This window comes from Streptomyces daghestanicus, from assembly GCF_020521275.1.
In the GTDB taxonomy this organism is placed as follows: domain Bacteria; phylum Actinomycetota; class Actinomycetes; order Streptomycetales; family Streptomycetaceae; genus Streptomyces; species Streptomyces griseoviridis.
This window is the reverse complement of record NZ_BNDX01000016.1, coordinates 835,198-854,400: the sequence shown is the minus strand read 5'-3', so window position 1 is coordinate 854,400 and position 19,203 is coordinate 835,198. Positions and strand designations below refer to the sequence as shown.

The window sequence follows — 19,203 nt, the reverse complement described above, 5'->3', positions numbered from 1 at the left end:
GAAGGGCGGGGCGAAGGAGGACGCGATGGACGTCGCGGCCCTCAGCGGGTTCCGCACGGACTTCCGGTGGGTCCCGTCCGCCGTTCCCGGGCGCCGGCCACGCGATGAACCCGCTCTTCGGCGCCGCCGGGCCCACCGCCGTACCGACCGCGGTCGGCTTCCTCCTGCCGCACGCCGGGAAGTGGCCCGCGGGGGCGACGACTTGGCATATTGCACGGGTGACCGTACGGCGTCCGGGCGGTCCGGGAGCGGGAGGAGCGCGGTGCGCAGGAACAGACAGATGCGTCGTCTCGCCGACGTGCTCATCGACCCGATCCGGGTGCCGGTGCCCGCCGACCCCGAGGAGCTGTTCGAGGCGCTGGTGGCGTCCGTCGCCGCCTGGCGGGGCCGGGAGATCGTGGTGCGCCGCGAGACGTTCCCGCCGCACACCGCCAGCGGCCTCTGGCTGGAGGCGGCCGGGCAGGACGTGGTGGTGGTCGACCGGCGGGCCGCCGTCTGGCACCAGATCGTCATCCTCTGCCACGAGGTCTGGCACATGAGCCGCCGGGACGAGGAGGCCCCGCCCGGCCCCGGCGGGGCGCCCCGGCCGGTCGCCGCGCGCACCGACTTCAGCCTCGCCGAGGAGCAGGAGGCCGACCGCTTCGGCATGCTGATGGGCCGCCGGCTGCGGACCTGGCTGCAGACCCCGGAGGAGACCGGGTACGCCGTCGGCGACGACGACGGCGACGGACTCGCCGGGCGGATCGGCGCCGCCCTCGGCTACCGGGGGCAGCGCGGATGAGCACCGCCGTCAACTACGCGAGCTGCGCCGCGCTCTGGCTCGGCCTCGCCGTCAAGGCACCGGACCTGGTACGCCACCGGCACGACCCCTATCTGCGGACGATCTGCGCGGTGCTGGGCCTGGCCGGGCTCTGCTTCTTCCTGGGCGCCCCGCCGACCGTCGGCGCGGTCAACCGGCTCGGCGGGGTGCCCAACCTCGCCGCGCCGCTGACGTACGCCTCCATCACCGCCTACAGCGCCGCCTCCCAGGTGCTGATCGTGCACTGGCGCGGCGGCCCGGCGGTGCGCCGGGTGGTGCGGCGCTGGGTGCTCGCCTACACCGGGGTCGTCGTCGGCATCGCGGCGGGCTTCGCGCTGGGCGAGGCCCCGGTGGAGCGCCGTACCGACTTCGACCTGCACTACGCGACCACGCCCTACGTCGCCGAGATGATCCTGCTGTACCTGGCGGGGCACCTCACCGCCGCCGCCGTCACCGCCGGTTCGGCGCTGCGCTGGGCCCGGCAGGTGCGCGGCCCGCTGCGCACCGGGCTGGCCGTGCTGGGCGCCGGCAGCCTGTGCAGCGCCGGGTACAGCGTCGCCAAGCTGGTCGCCGTCGCCGCCCGCTGGACCGGCCGGGACTGGTCGGCGCTGGTCACCGGCGTCGCCCCGGCCGCCGCCGGGCTCGGCGCCGTGCTCACCGTCACCGGGGTGCTGATCCCGCTGCTCGGGCCGCGGCTGACGCAGTGGCGACGGGCCCGGCGCGCCTACGTCCGGCTGGCCCCGCTGGAACGCGCCCTGGAGGAGGTCCTCACCCGTCGCGCCCTGCGGCTGCCCCCGCCCCGCTTCGCCTCCCCCGCCACCCGGCTGATGTGGCGGCAGACCAGCATCCACAACGCGCTCGGCGACCTCGCCGCCCACCTCGACGGCGCCCTGTACGACCGCACCCGCCGGGCCGCGCTGCACGAGACCGGCGACCCGGACCGGGCCGAGGCGCTGGCCTGGGCGACGGTGGTCGCGCAGGCCGCGGCGCGGGACGGGTCCGAACCGGCCCCGGCGTGGGACGGCACGGCCCTGCGGGTGCCAGGACCGGACGCCCTGGTGCGGGTCGCCGACGTGCTGGCCGGGCCGCTGCCGCGCGCCGCCGTCCGGGCCCACGAGGCCGCCGCCCCGACGGGCACCGCGTGAGCGCCGTCGTCTACGCCGCGGCCCTGGTCTTCGGGCTGTCCTGCGTGGTCCTGCTGCGCCGCCCCGGCACCGCCGTGCGCACGCCCCCGGTGCTGTCCGCCTGCGCCGCCATCCTCCTCGGCAGCCTGGTCCTGGTCTGCGCGGCCCCGCTGACGCTGGCCACCGTCAACGACCTCACCGGCGTCCCCAACTTCGGGGCGCCGCTGACGTACGGCATGCTCTCGGCGTACAGCTGCTCCCTGGTCGTCCTGCTGGTCGTCTGGCGGGGCGGTCCCCGGGCGCGGGTGCGGCGGCTGGTGCGGGCCACGATCGTGGCGTACGCGCTGCTGGTCGCGGCCCTCGTCGTGCTGTTCGTGCTGGCCGACGCGCGCACCGAGCGCCTCACCGACCTGGACACCTACTACGCGAGGACGCCGTATCTGCGGGAGATGATCCTGCTCTACCTCGCCGGGCACACCGCGGCGACGGTCTCGATGTGCGTGATGTGCCTCAAGTGGGGCCGCGAGGTCACCGGGGTGCTCCGGACCGGGCTGCGGCTGATCCTGGTGGGCTGCCTGCTGGACACGATCGGCTTCCAGGCGGCCAAGTACACGGCGGTCGCCGCCCGGATCGCCGGCCACGACCTGGACTTCCTCTCCACCTACGTCGCCCCGCCGATGGCCTCGCTGGGCGCCCTGACCTGCTCCGCCGGGTTCGTGCTGCCGCGGCTGCTGCCGACGGCCGTGGCGCACTGGCGGGGCCTCGGCGACTACCGGCGCCTCGCCCCGCTGTGGGCGCTGCTGCGGTTCGTGCCGACCGCGCCGAAGCCGGCGGCGTCCTGGTGGCGTTCGCCGCGCGAGCGCCTGCAGTGGCGGGAGGTGTCCATCCACGACGCGCTGCTGGCCCTCGCCCCGTACTTCGACGACCGGGTGCGCGTCGCCGCCCTGGACGCCGCGCTGCGCGCGGGCCACGGCGCGCACCAGGCACGGCTGGCGGCGGAGGCGGCGATGCTCACCGACGCGGCGCGCCGGGCCGCGAACCGCGAGGCGCCGCTGGACCGGCCGAGCGGCTACCGGCTGCGGGCCACGGAGGTCTCCGGGACCGGTGGGCTGGTCGAGCTGGCCCAGGCCATGTCCCGGCCGCCGCCGGCCCCGGCCGGCACGACGGTACGGTGAGGGCCGCCCACGGCCGCAACACGGGCCGACCCGCGGGCCGTTGACCCGGCCGTCCCTGAGGAGACCCATGTCGCGCAGAACTGTCGTCATCGGTGCCGGCCTGGCCGGACTGCTGGCAGCGGCGGCCCTGTCCACCGCCGTCGACGAGGTGATCGTCCTGGAGCGCGACGACCTGCCCGACGGGCCGGCGCACCGCCGGGGCCTGCCGCAGGGGCGGCACGCGCACCTGCTGATGACCGGCGGCCTGGCCGCGATGGAGGAGCTGCTGCCCGGCGCCGGTCCGCGCGGGCGGCTGCTGGCCGCCGGGGCCCACGAGATACCCCTGGCCTCGGGGATGCTGGCGTACAGCCCCGAGGGCTGGCTGCGCCGCTGGCGCCGCGGGGGACCGCACATGATCACCTGCACCCGGGCGCTGCTGGACTGGGTGGTGCGCCGGGCCGTGCTCGACCTGCCCGGTGTCACCCTGCGCCGCGCCGAGGCGCGCGGGCTCGCCGGGGACGCGGGGCGGGTGACCGGGGTGCGGATCGCGGCCGGGGAGGGGGAGACCCATCTCGACGCCGACCTGGTGGTGGACGCGAGCGGGCGCGGCTCGCGGCTGCCGCACTGGCTGGCCGCGCTCGGCGTCCCCGCGGTCCGGGAGCGGACGGTGGACGCCGGGCTGGTCAACGCCACCCGGCTGTACCGGGTGCCCGAGGGCGCCGAACGGTTCCCGCTGACCGTCGTACAGGCCGATCCGTACGCCGGACGGCCCGGCCGCAGCGGCATGGTGCTGCCCGTGGAGGACGGCCGCTGGATGGTCAGCCTGGCCGGCACCCGGGGCGGTGAGCCGCCGGCCGACCCGGAGGGCTTCCTCCGCTACACCCTGGACCTGCCCGACCCGATCGTCGGCCGGCTGATCGCGGGTGCCGAGCCCCTCACCGACGTCCACGTCAGCCGCTCCACCAGCAACGTGCGGCGGTACGTGGAGCGGGCCCGGTGGTGGCCGGAGCGGTTCGTGGTCCTCGGGGACGCGCTGGCCAGGTTCAACCCGGCCTACGGGCAGGGCATGTCGGTCGCCGCGCTCGGCGCGCGGGTGCTCGGCCGGGAGGCGCGGCGCGGCGGCGTGGACGTGCCCGGCCTGGCCCGGCGGGTGCAGCGCGGGGTGGCCCGGCCGGTCGACGCGGCCTGGGCGATGGCGGTCAGCCAGGACGTCCGCTACCCCGGGGTGCGCGGCGGGCGGCCCCGTCCCGCCGATCATCTGGTCGCCGCGTACACCCGGCGCCTGACGCGGACGGCGACCGGTTCCTACCCGGCCGCCGCCGCCCTGTGGGACGTGACGAGCCTGCGCACCGGTCCGGGGCGGCTGCTGCGCCCGGACACCCTGCTGGCCACGCTGGGCGGGCCCGCGCTGCCGCCCGCCGCCGAGCCGCCGCTGACACCGGGTGAGCGGGCGACGCTGCGCGCGCTGGAGCGGGCGGCCCGGGTGGACGCCTGATACCTCGTCAGCTGGCGTAGGCGGGCTGGGGCAGGCCCTTGCCCGCGTCCGGCAGCACCAGCAGCGCCCCGGCGAGCGGGTGCGGGGCGGTGAGGCCGGTACGGGCGGTGGTGACGTACAGGTCGGTGAGGCCCGCGCCGCCGAAGGCGCATGCCGTCACGCGCGGCACCGGCAGTTCCACCACCCGGTCGAGCCGGCCGTCCGGGGTGTAGCGGCGGACCGCGCCGCCGTCCCACAGGGCGACCCAGACGCAGCCGTCCGCGTCGACGGCGAGCCCGTCGGGGAGGCCCGCGCCGTCCTCGACCGCGGCCAGCGTCCGGCGCCCGGAGATCCGGCCGTCGCCGGGGTCGTGGTCGAAGACGTCGATCCGGCGGGTCGGGGAGTCGATGTAGTACATCAGCCGCCCGTCGGGGCTCCAGCCGGTGCCGTTGCTGACGGTCACGTCGTCCAGGACGGTGGTGTGCGTGCCGTCGGGGGCGAGGCGGGCGAGGGTGCCGCCGCCCGGTGCCTCGTCGTAGCGCATGGTGCCGGCCCACAGGCTGCCGTCCGGGGCGACGGCGGCGTCGTTGGCGCGGCGGCCCGGGACGGCCTCGTGGTGCGCGGTGCGCAGGGTGCCGTCGGGGTCGAGCAGGGCGATGCCGTCGCGGAGGTTGAGGACGAGGCCGCCGCCGGCGCGCGGTCTGGCGGCGCCCACGTGCTGCTCGGTGGTGCGCACGGTACGGCGTCCGGTGGCCGGGTCGTAGGTGTGCACCCGGCAGTTGAGGATGTCCACCCAGATCAGGCGGCCGGCCGCCGCGTCCCAGGTGGGACCCTCGCCCAGCTCCGCCTGTGCCCGTACCGCCACGTCGATGGTCGTCATGCCGCACTCCGGTGTCCGAGGTGTTCCGACAGGTCCGCCGCGCCCTTGGCGGCGAGTTGTTCCAGCTCCGCCCGGCGCTCGTCGCTCCAGCGGATCATAGGGACGGAGATCGACAGGGCGGCCACGACGCGGCCGGTGCGGTCGCGGACCGGGGCGGCGACGCAGCTGACGTCCGGGTTGGACTCGCGGCTCTCCACCGCGATGCCCCGCTCCCGGATCTCGGCCAGGGCCTCGCGCAGGGCGGCCGGGTCGGTGATGCTGTTGGGTGTCATCGCGGCCAGCTCCACGCCGTCCAGACGGGCCGCCAGCTCGTGCTCGGGGAGGGAGGCGAGCAGCATCTTGCCGACCGAGGTGCAGTGGGCGGGCAGCCGCCGCCCGGCCGCCGACACCATGCGCACCGCGTGCGTGGAGTCCACCTTGGCGATGTAGATGACGTCGGTGTCCTCCAGGATCGCCACGTGCACCGTCTCGTCGCAGGTCTCGGCGACGGTCCGGGCGACCTGCTGCCCCTCGGCGGCCAGGTCGAGGTGCTCGGCGTAGCGGGCCCCGAGCTGGTAGGGACGCACCCCGAGCCGGTAGCGTCCGGGCTGGCCGGAGACGGGGACGATGTACTTCCGGGCGGCGAGCGTGGTGACCAGCTCGTGCACGGTGGTGCGCGGCAGCTGGAGCCTGCGCACGATGTCGGGGGCGGAGAGCGTGCCGTCCCCGTCGAGGAACAGCTCCAGGATGTCGAGAGCCCTGGTCACGGCTGGTACGAGACGTCCCATGTACGGCTCCCCCCTCTCTCGTATGCGATGCGCGTATGCGCTACGCGCATGTTCGATATATCAACGCGTGATCGGCATGACGAACAAAGGCTAACCACACGCGTTCCGCGCGGGCAACGGCCCCCGGCGGTCCGGTGCGGGGTCCGGTGCGGGGTCCGGTGGCGGACCGTACGCAGGCCGGTGCGCGACGATGGCCGCATGCCGTCCGCTCCCGCACCGCGCCCGTTCACGTCCGCCGACTTCCAGCTGGTCCTGCTGCGCCGCATGGCCGACCACAACCCGCAGCTGGTGGACGGCGCCCGCCGCGCCCTGGGCGCCTCCCTGTCCGAGATGCGGGAGGCCAACAAGCGCTGGCAGGCGATGCTCCGCTCGCCCCGCGCCCGCTCGGCCGCCGCCCGCTACCGCTCCGTGCTCGGCGCACCGGAGTCCGTGACCCCGCGCCGCGTCGGCGACCTCGACTGCGAGGCCCGCCGGTGGTCCCTCCCCCTCTGGCCGGACCTCCGCTTCGAGGTGCTGGTCGGCGCGGACGGCGCCGTCTGGAACGAGTGGCTGGTCCGCGCCCCCGGCGCCGCGCCACCGGTCCTGCGCACCCTCGCCGACCTCGCCCCCTGGTCCTGCACGGTCGACGAGGCGGCCCGCGCCTTCGCCCCCGCCCGGCCCCTCCAGGGCTCGGCACCGACCCGGTGGGGCCTGGCCTTCACCGCCCCGGACCGGGACGGCACCCCGCGCGAGGTCACCGCCGAGTTCACCTGGGGCCTGCTCCAGCGCACCGCCGTCAGCGGGTCGCTGCACTGAGCACCGCGCCGACGACCCGGGGGAGCGAGTCCGGGTGCAGCCACAGGAAGAGGTTGGGCTCGATCAGCTCCAGTTCCATCACCCGGGACGTCCCGTCGTCCCCGGTGACGAGGTCCACCCGCGCGTACAGCGGCTGGTCCCCGCCCGGCACGGCGGCCAGCGCCCGGCGGGCGACGGCGGCCTCCTCCAGGGTGGTCCGCCACGGTTCGAGTCCCGGATGCGCCACCTTCTTCTCGTCGTACGGCGTCCCGGGCGCGAGCACGGCCCCTTTCCGGCTGGCGTGCATCAGCTCACCCCCGAAGTACAGCAGCGCCCGCTCCCCGGCGGAGTCGACGCCCCGCACGTACGGCTGCACCATCGCCGTCAGCCCCTCGGCGTGCATCCGCGCCAGCTGCCGTACGGCGGTGGCGTGTTCGTCCGGGGTGTAGCGGGCCGCGTACCGGGCGCCGGCCCCGGAGGCCGGCTTGATCACGTACTCGTGGTCCCGGGGAAGGCCGGCGGTGTCGCCGGGGGCGAGGTAACGGGTGGGGACGACGGGCACGCCGGCCGCCGCGAGGTCACCGAGGTAGCGCTTGTCGGCGTTCCACCGCACAACACCGGCCGGGTTGGCCAGCCGCGGCACCCGCTCCGCCCAGGCCAGGAACTCCGCGGGCCGCCGGCTGTAGTCCCAGGTCGACCGGATCAGCACCAGGTCGAACGCGTCCCAGCCGACCCGGTCGTCGTCCCACACCTCCACCCGGACATCGGCCCCGGCGTCCGCCAGCGCCCGCGCGAGCACCGGCAGATCACGGTCGGCCCCGATGTCCGGGGCGGGGCGGCAGGTGACCAGGGCTATGCGCGGCACGACGACTCCTTCTCCCACGGGCCTCGGCCCGGCGCCAGGGCCTGTCGTTCGGATCAGGTCGCGGGGAATCGGCTTGCGCCTTCCTCGCGCCGGTGAGCGGGGCCTGGTGCGTGCGGATGCGAGGCGGAGGAGGGAGCCGACGCGGAGCGTCGGCGAGTGACGACAACGCGGCAGCTGCGCGTGCCAGGCCCCGCTCACCGGCGTGATCCGAACGGCAGACCCTAGTCCTCCGGCTCCCAGTCCAGCAACCGCACCTTCGCCACCGTGCGGACGTGGCGGCGCATGGCGGTGGCGGCGCGGCGGGGGTCGGCGGCGGTGATCGCCTCCAGGATGGCACGGTGCTGGGCGAGGGAGCGGGCGGGGCGGGCGGGCTGCCGCAGGGACTCCGTACGGCTCTCGGCGATCTGCGGGGCGATGGAGCGCATGAACTCCGCGAGCAGACTGCTGTGGGCCGCCGCCGTCACCGCCGCGTGGAACAGGCGGTCGCCCTCGACACCGTGGCCGCCCTGCCCGATCTCCCGGGCCATCACGTCGAGCGCGGAGCGCAGCGCCGCGAGGTCGTCGTCGGTGCGGCGCTCGGCGGCCAGTTCGGCGAGTTTCGTCTCCAGCGCCTCGCGGGCCTCCAGGACGTCCGGCAGCCGCCGGCGGCGCTCGACCATCTCCTCGACCGGTTCGACGTCGAGGCTGTCGCGGACCAGGTACGTGCCGCCGCCGTGCCGCGCCTCCACCAGGCCCTGGACCTCCAGGACCACGATGGCCTGCTTCACCGAGGCCCGGCTGACCCCGAGCCGCCGGGCCAGGTCCCGTTCGGGCGGGAGGCGGTCGCCGGCCCGCAGGCCGCCCTCGGTGACGTACTGGCGCAGCCGGTCGAGGACCTGCTCGTACAGGCGCTGTCTGGGCATCGGGCGCAGGGCGTCGGTCACGGTCCCCCCCTCTCCGCTGGAGGTTAGCACCGGGCCCCAACTGGACGAGTGGCCGAGCCAGTTGTCGCGCGACCCCTTGACTGCGGCCGGTGGCGGCCCCAGGCTGACCGGGCCGGTCCACGCCCCGAGTGGCTCAGCCACTCAGCCACTTCTCCCCCACTTCTCCCCTACTTCTCCCCGCCTTCTCCAGGTCCGCCGTCGGGAGCCCGGATGTCCCCCGAACTCGTCTCGATCCTCGTCCTCGTGGTGGTGTTCGTCCTCGCCACCACCCGTTCCGTCAACATGGGCGCCCTCGCCTTCGCCGCCGCCTTCGGGGTGGGCACGCTGGTCGCGGACCTCGACGCGGACGGCATCTTCGCCGGGTTCCCCGGTGATCTGTTCGTCGTCCTGGTCGGGGTGACGTACCTGTTCGCCCTCGCGCGGGCCAACGGCACCACCGACTGGCTGGTGCACGCGGCCGTGCGGCTGGTGCGCGGGCGGGTGGCGCTGATCCCCTGGGTGATGTTCGCCCTGACCGGGGCGCTCACCGCGATCGGGGCCGTCAGTCCGGCCGCCGTCGCCATCGTCGCGCCGGTCGCGCTCAGTTTCGCCACCCGGTACGGGATCAGCCCGCTGCTGATGGGCGCGATGGTGGTGCACGGCGCCCAGGCGGGCGGGTTCTCGCCGATCAGCATCTACGGGTCCATCGTCAACGGCATCGTGGCGCGGGAGAAGCTGCCGGGGAGCGAGATCGGGCTGTTCCTCGCCTCGCTGGTCGCCAACCTGGTCATCGCCGCGGTGGTGTTCGCGGTGTTCCGGCGGCGTGGGCGTGCGGTGGCGGTGGACGGCGACGTTCCCGGGGCGGGCGACGACGGACCGGTCCGGCTCTCCCCCGCCCGGACCGCCACCCTCGTCGCGCTGGTCGCCCTCGTCGTCGCCGTCCTCGGCTTCGACCTGGACGCGGGACTGACCGCGGTGACGCTGGCCGTGCTGCTCAGCACCGTCTGGCCGGACGACAGCCGCCGCGCGGTGAACGAGATCGCCTGGTCCACCGTCCTGCTGATCTGCGGTGTCCTCACCTATGTCGGCGTCCTCCAGGAGATGGGCACCATCACCTGGGCCGGCGAGGGCGTCGGCGGCATCGGCGTGCCGCTGCTCGCGGCGGTGCTGCTCTGCTACATCGGCGCGCTGGTCTCGGCGTTCGCCTCCTCGGTCGGGATCATGGGGGCGCTGATCCCGCTGGCCGTGCCGTTCCTCGCGCAGGGCGAGATCGGGGCGGCCGGCATGGTCGCGGCGCTCGCGGTGTCGGCGACGGTGGTGGACGTCAGCCCGTTCTCCACCAACGGCGCGCTGGTGCTGGCCGCCGCGCCGGACGTCGACCGCGACCGCTTCTTCCGGCAGTTGATGGTGTACGGAGGGGTGGTGGTGGCGGTCGTACCGGCCCTGGCCTGGCTGGTGCTGGTCGTGCCCGACTCGTGAGCGGAACAAAGGAGCACTACGGATGTCCTCACTCTTCCCGGCCCTCACCGGCGTCCCCGCCGACCGTCCCGCCCTGCGGTTCGGCACCCGTTCCCTGACCTACGCCGAGCTGGCCGGCGCGGCCGGTGCCACCGCCGGTCGCCTCGCCGGGGCCGGCCGGGTGGCCGTCTGGGCGACCCCGGCGCTGGAGACGGCGGTCGCGGTGGTCGCGGCGCTGCTCGCCGGAGTGCCCGCCGTACCGCTCAACCCGAAGTCGGGCGAGAAGGAGCTGCGGCACATCCTGTCCGACAGCGCCCCGGCCCTGGTCCTGGCCGCCCCCGGCGACGAACTCCCGGCCCCGCCGGCCGGCCTGGCCCGCGCCGACGTGGACGTGGCCGCCCGCGGTCCGGTGCCGGACGACCGGGCGGCCGGGGACGGTGACCCGGCGCTGGTCGTCTACACCTCCGGCACCACCGGGCCGCCCAAGGGCGCGGTCCTCCCGCGCCGGGCCGTCGCCGCCACCCTGGACGCGCTCGCCGACGCCTGGGGGTGGACCGGCGACGACGTCCTGGTGCACGGGCTGCCGCTGTTCCACGTGCACGGGCTCGTGCTGGGCACCCTCGGCCCGCTCCGGCGCGGCGGCTCGGTGCGGCACCTGGGGCGGTTCTCCACCGAGGGCGTGGCGCGGGAGCTGAAGGCCGGCGCCACCATGCTGTTCGGCGTACCGACCATGTACCACCGGATCGCCGAGGCGCTCCCCGCCGAACCCGCGCTGGCCGAGGCGCTCACCGGGGCGCGGCTGCTGGTCTCCGGGTCCGCCGCGCTGCCGGTCCACGACCACGAGCGGATCGCCGCCGCCACCGGACGCCGGGTGATCGAGCGGTACGGGATGACGGAGACGCTGATGAACACCAGCGTCCGCGCGGACGGCGAGGCCCGCGCCGGGACGGTGGGCGTGCCGCTGCCCGGCGTGGAGCTGCGGCTGGCGGAGGAGGACGGCTCCGGGGTCACCGCGTACGACGGGGAGACGGTCGGCGAGATCCAGGTGCGCGGCCCGAACCTGTTCACCGAGTACCTGAACCGGCCCGACGCCACCGCCGCCGCCTTCACCGCCGACGGCTTCTTCCGCACCGGTGACATGGCGGTGCGCGACCCGGACGGCTACGTCCGCATCGTCGGCCGCAAGGCCACCGACCTGATCAAGAGCGGCGGGTACAAGATCGGCGCCGGGGAGATCGAGAACGCGCTCCTGGAGCACCCGGCGGTCCGTGAGGCCGCCGTCACCGGGGAGCCGGACGCCGACCTCGGGGAGCGGATCGTCGCCTGGGTGGTGCCCGCCGACCCCGGCGCCCCGCCCGGCCTCGCGGAGCTGGCCGACCACGTCGCCGCCCGGCTCGCCCCGCACAAGCGGCCCCGCGCGCTGCGCCTGCTCGACGTGCTGCCCCGCAACGACATGGGGAAGATCATGAAGCGGGCGCTGAGCCATGACTGAGCGGCTCTCCGCCCGCCGCCTCCTCTCCCTGCTCACCGACGACTTCGCCGAACTGCCGCCGCCCGGCCGGCAGACGGCCCCGGACGGGCCGCTCGCCTGGCCCGGTTACGGTGCCTCCCGGGCCCGCGCGGCCGGGCGGACCGGCGAGTCGGAGTCCGTCGTCTGCGGCACCGGCCGGATCGAGGGCACCCCGGCGGTGCTGATCGCCTTCGAGTTCGGCTTCCTCGGCGGCTCGCTGGGGCAGGCCACCGGGGACCGGCTGGAGGCGGCGTACGCGCACGCCCGCGCGCACCGGCTGCCGGTCGTCCCGCTGGTCGCCACCGGGGGCTCCCGGATGCAGGAGGGCATGCTCGCGCTGACCCAGCTCCAGCGGGTGGCCCGGCAGTCGGCGCTGACCCGGGCGGCCGGCCTGGCGCAGCTCGCCGTCGCCCGGGACCCGACCACCGGCGGCGGCTGGGCGACCCTCGGCGCGGGCGCCGACGTGACGCTGGCGCTGCCCGGCGCCCAGATCGGTTTCGCCGGGTCGCGGGTCCGGCCGCCGGACGCCGACCCGGCGGCGTACACGGCCGAGGCGCAGCTCGCGGCCGGGTCGGTGGACGCCGTCGTGGCGCCGGAGGAGCTGCGCGCGACGCTGGGGCACTGGCTGCGGCTGCTCACCCGGCCGTCCGGGGCGCCTGCGCCGGTCCCCGCGCCGCTCGGCGCGACGGACGCTCCGGGCAGCGGGCGGGAGGCGGTGCGCCGGGCGCGCGCTCCGGAGCGTCCGCGTGCCCGCGCCTACCTCGACGCCTACTTCACCGACCGGCGGGAGATCAGCGGCGACCGCTGCGGCGGCGCCGACCCGGACGGCATGCTGTGCGGCTTCGGCACCCGCGAGGACGCGCACGGGACCCGGACGGTCGCGTACGCCGCGCAGACCGGGACCGCGACCCGGCCCGCCGGTTTCCGCACCGCCGCCCGGCTGATCCGGCTCGCGGACCGGCTCGGCATCCCGGTGCTGACGCTGGTGGACACCCCGGGCGCGGCCAATGACGCGGCGGCCGAGCGGCAGGGCGTGGGGCCGGCCGTCGCGGAGCTGTTCGGCGCGGTGGCCGCCGCCGGGACGCCGGTCACCACGCTGCTCATCGGGGAGGGCGGTTCGGGCGGGGCGCTGGCGCTGGCGGCGCCGGGGCGGACCTGGGCGACCCCGGACAGCTACTTCTCCGTCATCGGGCCGGAGGCGGCCACCGCGATCCTGAAGCGCCCGCCGGAGCGGGCCGACGAGACCGCCGGCCTGCTGCGGCTGCGACCGCAGGACCTCGCCGAACTGGGCGTGATCCGAACAAGCGAGCAGGTGTTCCCTGGAACAGGTGATCGTCGCTCATGAGCGCGGCTGCGCCCGGCGGGATCAACGAGACTGACGGTACGCAAGCAACGGGCTGCAGACCGTAGTCGGCGTGAGGTCCCACATCGCACGTATCACGCAAGGAGCAGTACTCACATGAACGTTCTCACCGACATCCTCGCCGGCCTCGTCCACTTCGTCGGCTGGCTGGTCTGAGGTTCGTCCGGCAGAACAACGGCGGCGCCGTCCCCCCGTCCCAGGGAGGCGGCGCCGTCCGCGTGTCCGTGCCCTACCGGACGCTCACCGCCCGGAGGAGTTCCTGCGTCACCGAGCCGCCCCGGTCGTCCTCGGCCGAGGCCCGCAGGGAGAGGTGGGCGGCGTCGCGGGGCACGGTCAGGGTGCCCCGCCAGGAGGCGCCGCCGTCGCCGCTCAGCCGGACCGGCCGCCAGGTCTCGCCGCCGTCGTAGGAGACGTCGAGCCTCCCGCCGCCGAGGCGGCCGGTGTCCGCCGCGCCGGCCACGTACGCCGCGTCCAGGCCGATGCCGAGCCGGTGCCCGGCCCGCACCTCGCCCGCGAGGTCGGTGCCGAGGTCGTAGGAGAGGTTGATCAGGGGCAGGCGGGTGCTCCGGTCCTCGGGGGTGCGCGCCGAGCGGAAGGTCCACGCGGAGTGGCCCGTCGCGCCGGTCCCCCAGCGCTCCGCGTCCAGCGCGGTGTCGGTGACGAGCCGGTAGGTGTGCTCGTCGGCGGGCGCGTCCCAGAGGTAGGCGGTGGAGCCGTCCATCCGGTCGACGAGCGCGCCGTCCTGGTAGAGCGCCGTGGTCTGGGTCATGCCGCTGTCGCTCCAGATGTCCCCGAAGCCGGTGTGGTCCGGGCCGGAGTCGCCCCAGCCGGGCGCGTTGAACCGCATCTGGTCACCGGTGCGCTGCTGCCCCCAGCCGAGCCCGGTGCCGAGGTAGGGGTGCCAGACCGGCTTGAACCAGTCCAGCTCCTGGCTCGTGCCGCCCTCGTAGCGGACCTCTCCGCTGCGCTGCTCCAGCCCGCCGGCCGAGTCGATCGACTCGGTCCACAGCTGGCCGGGCCCGGTCGAGACGTACTCGGTGCGCTCGGCGGGGAAGGCGATCCGCTCCTTGAAGCCGATGCCGATGGCGAAGGTGCCGGTGAGCGAGTAGCGGAACCCGCCGCCGGCGGACGCCCGGGCACCGTGGTACTTGGTGTGGAGGGTGGCCAGTTCGCGCGTGCCGGGGCGGTAGGTCAGGTCCCGGTCGGGGATCGCGCCGGGGTGCCCCTGGGACAGGTCGTAGGTGTACGGCGTGTCCGGCGTGCCGGTCATGTCGACCCGGCCCGCCCTGCGCAGCGCCGCCGCGTCGGCCTGGTTCAGGGTCGCGACGGCCAGCGGCCGGTCGGCGTTGTCGTCGGTGCCCCACCACTCCATCAGCCGGCCGGGCGCGTCGTCGGTCACGAACAGCGCCTTAGCGCCCGCGTCCTGGGCGGCCCGCGCGAGCGCGGCCGGGTCGGTTCCCTCGGTGAGCCGGGCGAGGACCGCCTTGCCCTTCGCGCCGGTCACCGGGCCGGTCCCGGCGTCCACCAGCGGCAGCCGGACCCGGCCCGCGGGCAGCGTGCCGCCGGACTGGACGGTGGCGTCACCGACGCCCCTGACCTCCAGCAGCGGCTTGCCGAGCCGCCACACGGTCCGGTACTCGAAGGTGCCCACGGTGACCTTCCGGCCGGTGGGCGCGGCGAAGACGCTGTCGTACGTCAGCGGCACCTGCACCGCGCCGAACAGGTCGGCGCCGCCGCCGTCGCGGTCGTACTCCATGAGCAGCTGCCGGGTCTCGGTGCGCCGGCCGACGTCCGCGTCGATCTCGCGGAGCGTGCGGCCGTCGAGGGTGATCTCGCGGTCGCGGTCGACGACGACCTCGGGCGCGGCGAGGAAGCCGAGGCCGAGCGAGTCGGCGCCGTGGCCGCCGCGCACGTCGAGGAAGGCGGACAGGCTGTACGTGCCGGGCTTGACGCGCAGTGCGAGGGTGCCGGAGTCACCGACGTACGCCGGTTCCGGGTCGACGCCCGGGGCGAGCCGCTGCACCGTCAGGTCGGCGGCGGTGCCCGCGCCGGAGCGGTCCTTGACGTGGACGGTGAGCGTGTAGCGCTCCTCCTCCTTCACCAGTCCGAAGGCCGTGCGGGCGACCGGCGTCCCGGCGGCGGAGGCGACGATCCGGCCACTGGTCTGCCCCACGGGGGCGCCGGTGCCGTCCCCGGTGACGGTGGTGGCGGCGGTGCCGTGCGCCGGCACGGTCAGGGCGGTGTCGGCGAGGGTGACGACGCCCTCGGGGGCGCCCTCGACGGAGAGCGCCAGCTCGACCGGCGCGGCGGAGGAGTTGGTGTAGGTCACGGTCCTGGTGACCGGCTCGTTCTCCTCGTACGGCCAGGAGTGGAAGCCGAGGCCGGCGCTGCCGGTGGCGGTGATGTCCGCGCCGATCGCGTCCGGGACGCTGACCCGGCCGGCGCCCAGCCGGTAGGCGGAGGCGTCGAGCGGCTTCGAGGTGGACATCAGCGCGTCCTTGAGCTGCGCGCCGGTCCAGTCGGGGTGTTCCTCGGCGAGCAGCGCGGCCACCCCGGCGACGTGCGGGGTCGCCATCGACGTGCCGTCCATGGAGGTGTACGCGCCCTCGCCCGCGGTGAGCGTGGAGCGGGCGGCGAGGATGCCGACCCCGGGGGCGGACAGGTCGGGCTTGAGGGCGTTGTCGCCGTGGCGGGGTCCGGCGCTGGTGAACCAGGCGGCCTCGTCGGCGGCGTCCACGGCGCCGACGGTCAGCGCGGCGTCGGCGGCGCCGGGCGAGCCGATGGACGAGGGGGAGCCGGTGTTCCCGGCGGCGATCACGAACAGCGCGCCGGTCTCGGCGGACAGGGCGTTCACCGCCCGCGCCATCGGGTCGGTGCCGTCGCTGGCCTCCGTCGAGCCCAGGGACATCGAGACGACGTCGGCCTTCACCTCCCGGGCTGCCCACTCCATGCCCGCGATGATCTGCGACTCGCTGCCCGAGCCCTGGTCGCTGAGGACCTTGCCGACCGCGAGGGTCGCGCCGGGCGCCACGCCCTTCTCGGCGCCGTCCGAGACGGCGCCGCTGCCGCCGACGGTGGAGGTGACGTGGGTGCCGTGGCCGTGCCGGTCGGCGACCTCCTCGCCCTCGACGAAGCTGCGGGCGGCGGATATCCGCCCGGCCAGGTCGGGATGGCCGGCGTCCACCCCGCTGTCCAGGACGGCGACGGTGACTCCCTTGCCGGTCAGGCCCGCGTCCCAGGCCCGCGGGGTGCCGATCTGGGCATTGCTTTCGGCCATCTCCGCGCTGACCCGTCCGTCGAGCCAGACGCCCTCGACGGTGCCGGCGCGCCGGGTGAAGTCCTCCCAGAAGGCCCGGCCCCTGGCCGCCTCCACGGCCGCCCCGCGCACGCTGGTCAGGGTCCGGGTGCGCTGGGTGCTGCGCGGGGTGACGACGGACGCGCCCTTCTCGTAGGTCACGATCAGCGGCAGCTCGCCGGAGTCGCCGTCCCCGAGCCCCTGACGGAGCAACTCCGTGACGTCGAAGAGGCGTTCGTCGAGCGTCCCGGCCCGCAGATAGGGCAGGGCCTCGTCCGGTACGACGGTCAGCGAGCCACCGGCGTCCTGCGTGCGTACGGCGCCGGTGGCGCCCCGCGGGCGCTCGACGGTGACGGTCCGCCCGCCGCCGCCGGTGCCGGTGACGGTCACCCGGTCGCCGGTGACCAGCGTGACCGTACGGGCCGGATCCGCCCGGGTCTGCCGGATGTCCGACGGGGCCGCGTCCGCCGCCCCGGCCGCCGCCGGGCCGGCCGGCAGCAGCGCGACCGCCACCGCGGCGGCCAGCAGGACCGGTCCGGTACCTCTGGGTCTCGTGCTCATGCACGCCCCTCTCCTCGTAGCGTTGCCGCGCACGAGTCTCATGGCCCGGGTGTCACGGGTGAGTTGACCAGGGGTGGCGGATGCGCGCACTGGCGGGTTTCCGCCACGTCGGCGGGGCGCGGCCGGTCCTTCACGGGACACCGCCGAGCACCGTCCGTCACAATGAGGTCCGTCCGCGTGAGGGAGAGGCGCGGGCGCACGGCGAACGGGGAGAACGGCGCATGGACGGACTGCTGGAGTTCACGACGGAGGACGGCGCCCGGGTCGTGGTCGAGGCCGTCGACGACGAGACCGGCGCCCGCCTGGTCTCGCGCGGCGACGGCCCGGCCCAGGCGGCGCGGACCTTCGAGAACGCGCTGGAGGGGGTGCGCGCCGCCGCCGCGTCCGCGCTGCGGGTCTTCCGCGACGGCACCCTCAGACCCGACTCGGTGGAGCTGGAGTTCGGAGTGCGGCTGAGCGCGGAGGCCGGCGCGGTCATCGCCAAGGGCACCGCCGAGGGCCATCTGGTGGTGCGGCTGCACTGGTCGCCGGGGACGCCGGCCCCCTCGCCGGTGGCGGACGGCCGGGCCGCCGTACGGTCATGACCGGCCGTGCCTCCTTCCACGTCCGGATCGAGTGCGGCAGAAGGGTCGGCGCGGGCTTCCTCGTGACCCGGCGGCTGGTGCTGACCTGCGCGCACGTCGTCCAGGACGCGGACACGGCCACCGTGGTCTTCCCCGGCCACCGGGACCTGGGCGACGTGACCGCCCGGGTCTTCTTCCGGGGTGGCTGGCAGGGGCACCGGGACGACCCCGGCGACCTGGCCGTCCTGGAGCTGGAGCGGGAGGTGCCGGTGCGGCCCGCCGTGTTCGCGCCGCCCGGCGCGGAGCGCCGCGACCCCGCCCCCGAGCTGATCGCCTACGGCTTCCCGGGGGCCCTCCCGAAGGGCGTCCTCGCCTCCTACCGGGCCGTACCGGGCCCGCTGATCGCCGGCGAGTGGGTGCAGCTGGAGGCCCTCACCGCGCACGGGCAGACCCTGGTCGGCGGGTTCAGCGGCGCGGCGGCCACCCTCAGCGACGGCACGGTCGTCGGCATGGTCACCTCCACCACCTCGACGCACGTCGGCCGGATGCTGCCCGTCGAGGTGCTGGCCCGGCACTGGGAGGGGCTGGGCGGGCTGGTTCCCGCGCCGGCCCCGCCCCCGGACGCGGGACGGCTGGAACTGCTGCTGGGCCGGGCCGAGCGGCTCGGCCTGGACTGCGACCCCAACCGGCTCTACGCCTCCTCCGTGGACCCCTTCGCCCCGGAGCCCGAGGAGCTGTTCCACACGCTGCGGCAGGCCGCGGACTACGTACGCCGGGAGGTGCCCGGCGTCGGCGCCGAGGACCGGTTCGCCGACCAGCTCGAACGGGCGCTGGAGGAGCGGCTGACACCGCTGCCCGGACGGGTGCCCGGCCCCCGGCCGGCCGCCGCCTCCGCCTGGACGCCCATCGTCGTCGAACTGGCCCGCAGCGGCGCCGGACCGGACCAGGTCACCGTGGAGGTGTCCGCCTACCGCGACGGGCACCGCCGCCCGGTGGGCACCCGCCGCGTCCCCCAGGACGCGGTGCCCGCCTACGTCCAGGAACGGGTGGACGCGGCGTTCAACCAGCTCGACCGGGACGCCGAGGCGCTGCTCGCCTTCGTCCTGCCGTACGAGTGGCTGGACAAGCCGGTGGCGCAGTGGGAGTGCAGCGCGTACGACCCGACCCCGCTGGGCTGCGCCCACCCGGTGGTCGTGGCGGAGCGCTCCCGGCACCGCAGCAGCCGCGCCCGGCACGAGCTGAGCAAGAAGTGGCAGGAGCTGGACGCCCGGTCCGACGCCCGGCTGCACCGGGTGGCGTGCGGCACCCGGGAGAACCCGCGCAGCCTGCGGATGCGGCTGCGCGACGAGGCGGCGGCGCTGGCCGGGTTCACCTCGGTCGGCGAGCACTTCAGGGCCGGGCTCAGCGCCCCCGTGCCCGTGCTGCTGTGGCGGCGCACCGGCTGTCCGGGCGACGACCACGCCGGCGCGTGCGCCGGTACGGCCTTCCTGGAGCGGCTCGCGGAGTCGGTCGAGGGCGTCTCCCCCGCCGAACTGCCGCGCCGCGTAATGGACTTGCGTGAGGAGGCGTACGCGGCCGACGATCCCGAGGGGCACTGGGCGCGGGAGGTGCAGGTGCTGTGGGACGATCCGCGCTGCTTCCCCGAGCCCGCCGCCTGCCTGCACTCGCCCGTCGGCTGACCCGCCCGGCCGGCCGGCGCGTCCGGCCCGCGGCC

Annotated in this window: 15 protein-coding genes; 10 read left to right on the top strand and 5 right to left on the bottom strand. The window is 76.0% G+C overall.

Annotated features, from left to right (window positions below; all coding sequences use genetic code 11):
• The first annotated feature begins 262 nt into the window (after positions 1–262).
• From Sdagh_RS30470 to Sdagh_RS30455, 4 genes are all read left to right on the top strand, one after another.
• Entirely contained in the window at positions 263–781 is a 519-nt protein-coding gene (locus Sdagh_RS30470) for a toxin (protein ID WP_190007918.1), read from the top strand.
• On the top strand, positions 778–1,944 hold the full coding sequence (locus Sdagh_RS30465; protein WP_189412964.1) for an MAB_1171c family putative transporter: 1,167 nt from the start codon (positions 778–780) through the stop codon (positions 1,942–1,944). The genes Sdagh_RS30470 and Sdagh_RS30465 overlap by 4 nt, the downstream gene beginning before the upstream one ends.
• The gene (locus Sdagh_RS30460; protein WP_189412962.1) at positions 1,941–3,098 is read left to right on the top strand and encodes an MAB_1171c family putative transporter; all 1,158 of its coding nucleotides are present in this window, start codon (positions 1,941–1,943) and stop codon (positions 3,096–3,098) included. Before Sdagh_RS30465 ends, Sdagh_RS30460 begins: the two co-directional genes overlap by 4 nt.
• 67 nt (positions 3,099–3,165) lie before the next feature.
• A complete protein-coding gene (locus Sdagh_RS30455) occupies positions 3,166–4,572 on the top strand; it encodes an FAD-dependent monooxygenase (protein ID WP_189412960.1) in 1,407 nt (468 codons plus the stop codon).
• A 7-nt stretch (positions 4,573–4,579) separates the two neighbouring features.
• On the opposite strand, the gene Sdagh_RS30450 is transcribed toward Sdagh_RS30455, so the two are convergent.
• Both Sdagh_RS30450 and Sdagh_RS30445 read right to left on the bottom strand, forming a co-directional pair.
• Complete coding sequence (locus Sdagh_RS30450; protein WP_190077606.1) at positions 4,580–5,431, bottom strand: SMP-30/gluconolactonase/LRE family protein; 852 nt, start codon at positions 5,429–5,431, stop codon at positions 4,580–4,582.
• A complete protein-coding gene (locus Sdagh_RS30445) occupies positions 5,428–6,198 on the bottom strand; it encodes an IclR family transcriptional regulator (RefSeq protein WP_189412956.1) in 771 nt (256 codons plus the stop codon). Before Sdagh_RS30445 ends, Sdagh_RS30450 begins: the two co-directional genes overlap by 4 nt.
• 198 nt (positions 6,199–6,396) lie before the next feature.
• On the opposite strand from Sdagh_RS30445, the gene Sdagh_RS30440 reads away from it, so the two are divergent.
• Complete coding sequence (locus tag Sdagh_RS30440) at positions 6,397–6,993, top strand: hypothetical protein (RefSeq protein WP_190077605.1); 597 nt, start codon at positions 6,397–6,399, stop codon at positions 6,991–6,993.
• Here Sdagh_RS30440 and Sdagh_RS30435 read toward each other — a convergent pair.
• Positions 6,974–7,837 carry an ATP-grasp domain-containing protein gene (locus Sdagh_RS30435; RefSeq protein WP_190077604.1) on the bottom strand — a complete coding sequence of 288 codons (864 nt, stop codon included), beginning with the start codon at positions 7,835–7,837 and terminating at the stop codon, positions 6,974–6,976. The genes Sdagh_RS30440 and Sdagh_RS30435 overlap by 20 nt on opposite strands.
• Positions 7,838–8,058: 221 nt before the next feature.
• Positions 8,059–8,760: a FadR/GntR family transcriptional regulator gene (locus tag Sdagh_RS30430; RefSeq protein ID WP_190077603.1), complete on the bottom strand. Its 702-nt coding sequence runs from the start codon at positions 8,758–8,760 to the stop codon at positions 8,059–8,061.
• A 210-nt stretch (positions 8,761–8,970) separates the two neighbouring features.
• Here Sdagh_RS30430 and Sdagh_RS30425 point away from each other — a divergent pair, with 210 nt between their 5' ends.
• The 3 genes from Sdagh_RS30425 to Sdagh_RS30415 are packed head-to-tail and all read left to right on the top strand — an operon-like array spanning position 8,971 to position 13,052.
• Positions 8,971–10,218, top strand: a complete 1,248-nt coding sequence (locus tag Sdagh_RS30425; protein ID WP_190077602.1) for an SLC13 family permease — start codon at positions 8,971–8,973, stop codon at positions 10,216–10,218.
• A 22-nt stretch (positions 10,219–10,240) separates the two neighbouring features.
• Complete coding sequence (locus tag Sdagh_RS30420; protein WP_189412947.1) at positions 10,241–11,689, top strand: acyl-CoA synthetase; 1,449 nt, start codon at positions 10,241–10,243, stop codon at positions 11,687–11,689.
• On the top strand, positions 11,682–13,052 hold the full coding sequence (locus Sdagh_RS30415) for a carboxyl transferase domain-containing protein (protein WP_189412945.1): 1,371 nt from the start codon (positions 11,682–11,684) through the stop codon (positions 13,050–13,052). Before Sdagh_RS30420 ends, Sdagh_RS30415 begins: the two co-directional genes overlap by 8 nt.
• A 247-nt stretch (positions 13,053–13,299) precedes the next feature.
• On the opposite strand, the gene Sdagh_RS30410 is transcribed toward Sdagh_RS30415, so the two are convergent.
• Positions 13,300–16,926, bottom strand: coding sequence for a S8 family serine peptidase (locus Sdagh_RS30410; RefSeq protein WP_190077601.1), 3,627 nt, complete (start codon positions 16,924–16,926; stop codon positions 13,300–13,302).
• Positions 16,927–17,147: 221 nt separating this feature from the next.
• Here Sdagh_RS30410 and Sdagh_RS30405 point away from each other — a divergent pair, with 221 nt between their 5' ends.
• A complete protein-coding gene (locus tag Sdagh_RS30405) occupies positions 17,148–17,510 on the top strand; it encodes a CU044_2847 family protein (RefSeq protein WP_189412941.1) in 363 nt (120 codons plus the stop codon).
• Positions 17,507–19,168, top strand: a complete 1,662-nt coding sequence (locus tag Sdagh_RS30400) for a VMAP-C domain-containing protein (protein ID WP_190077600.1) — start codon at positions 17,507–17,509, stop codon at positions 19,166–19,168. Before Sdagh_RS30405 ends, Sdagh_RS30400 begins: the two co-directional genes overlap by 4 nt.
• The last annotated feature ends 35 nt before the right edge of the window (positions 19,169–19,203 follow it).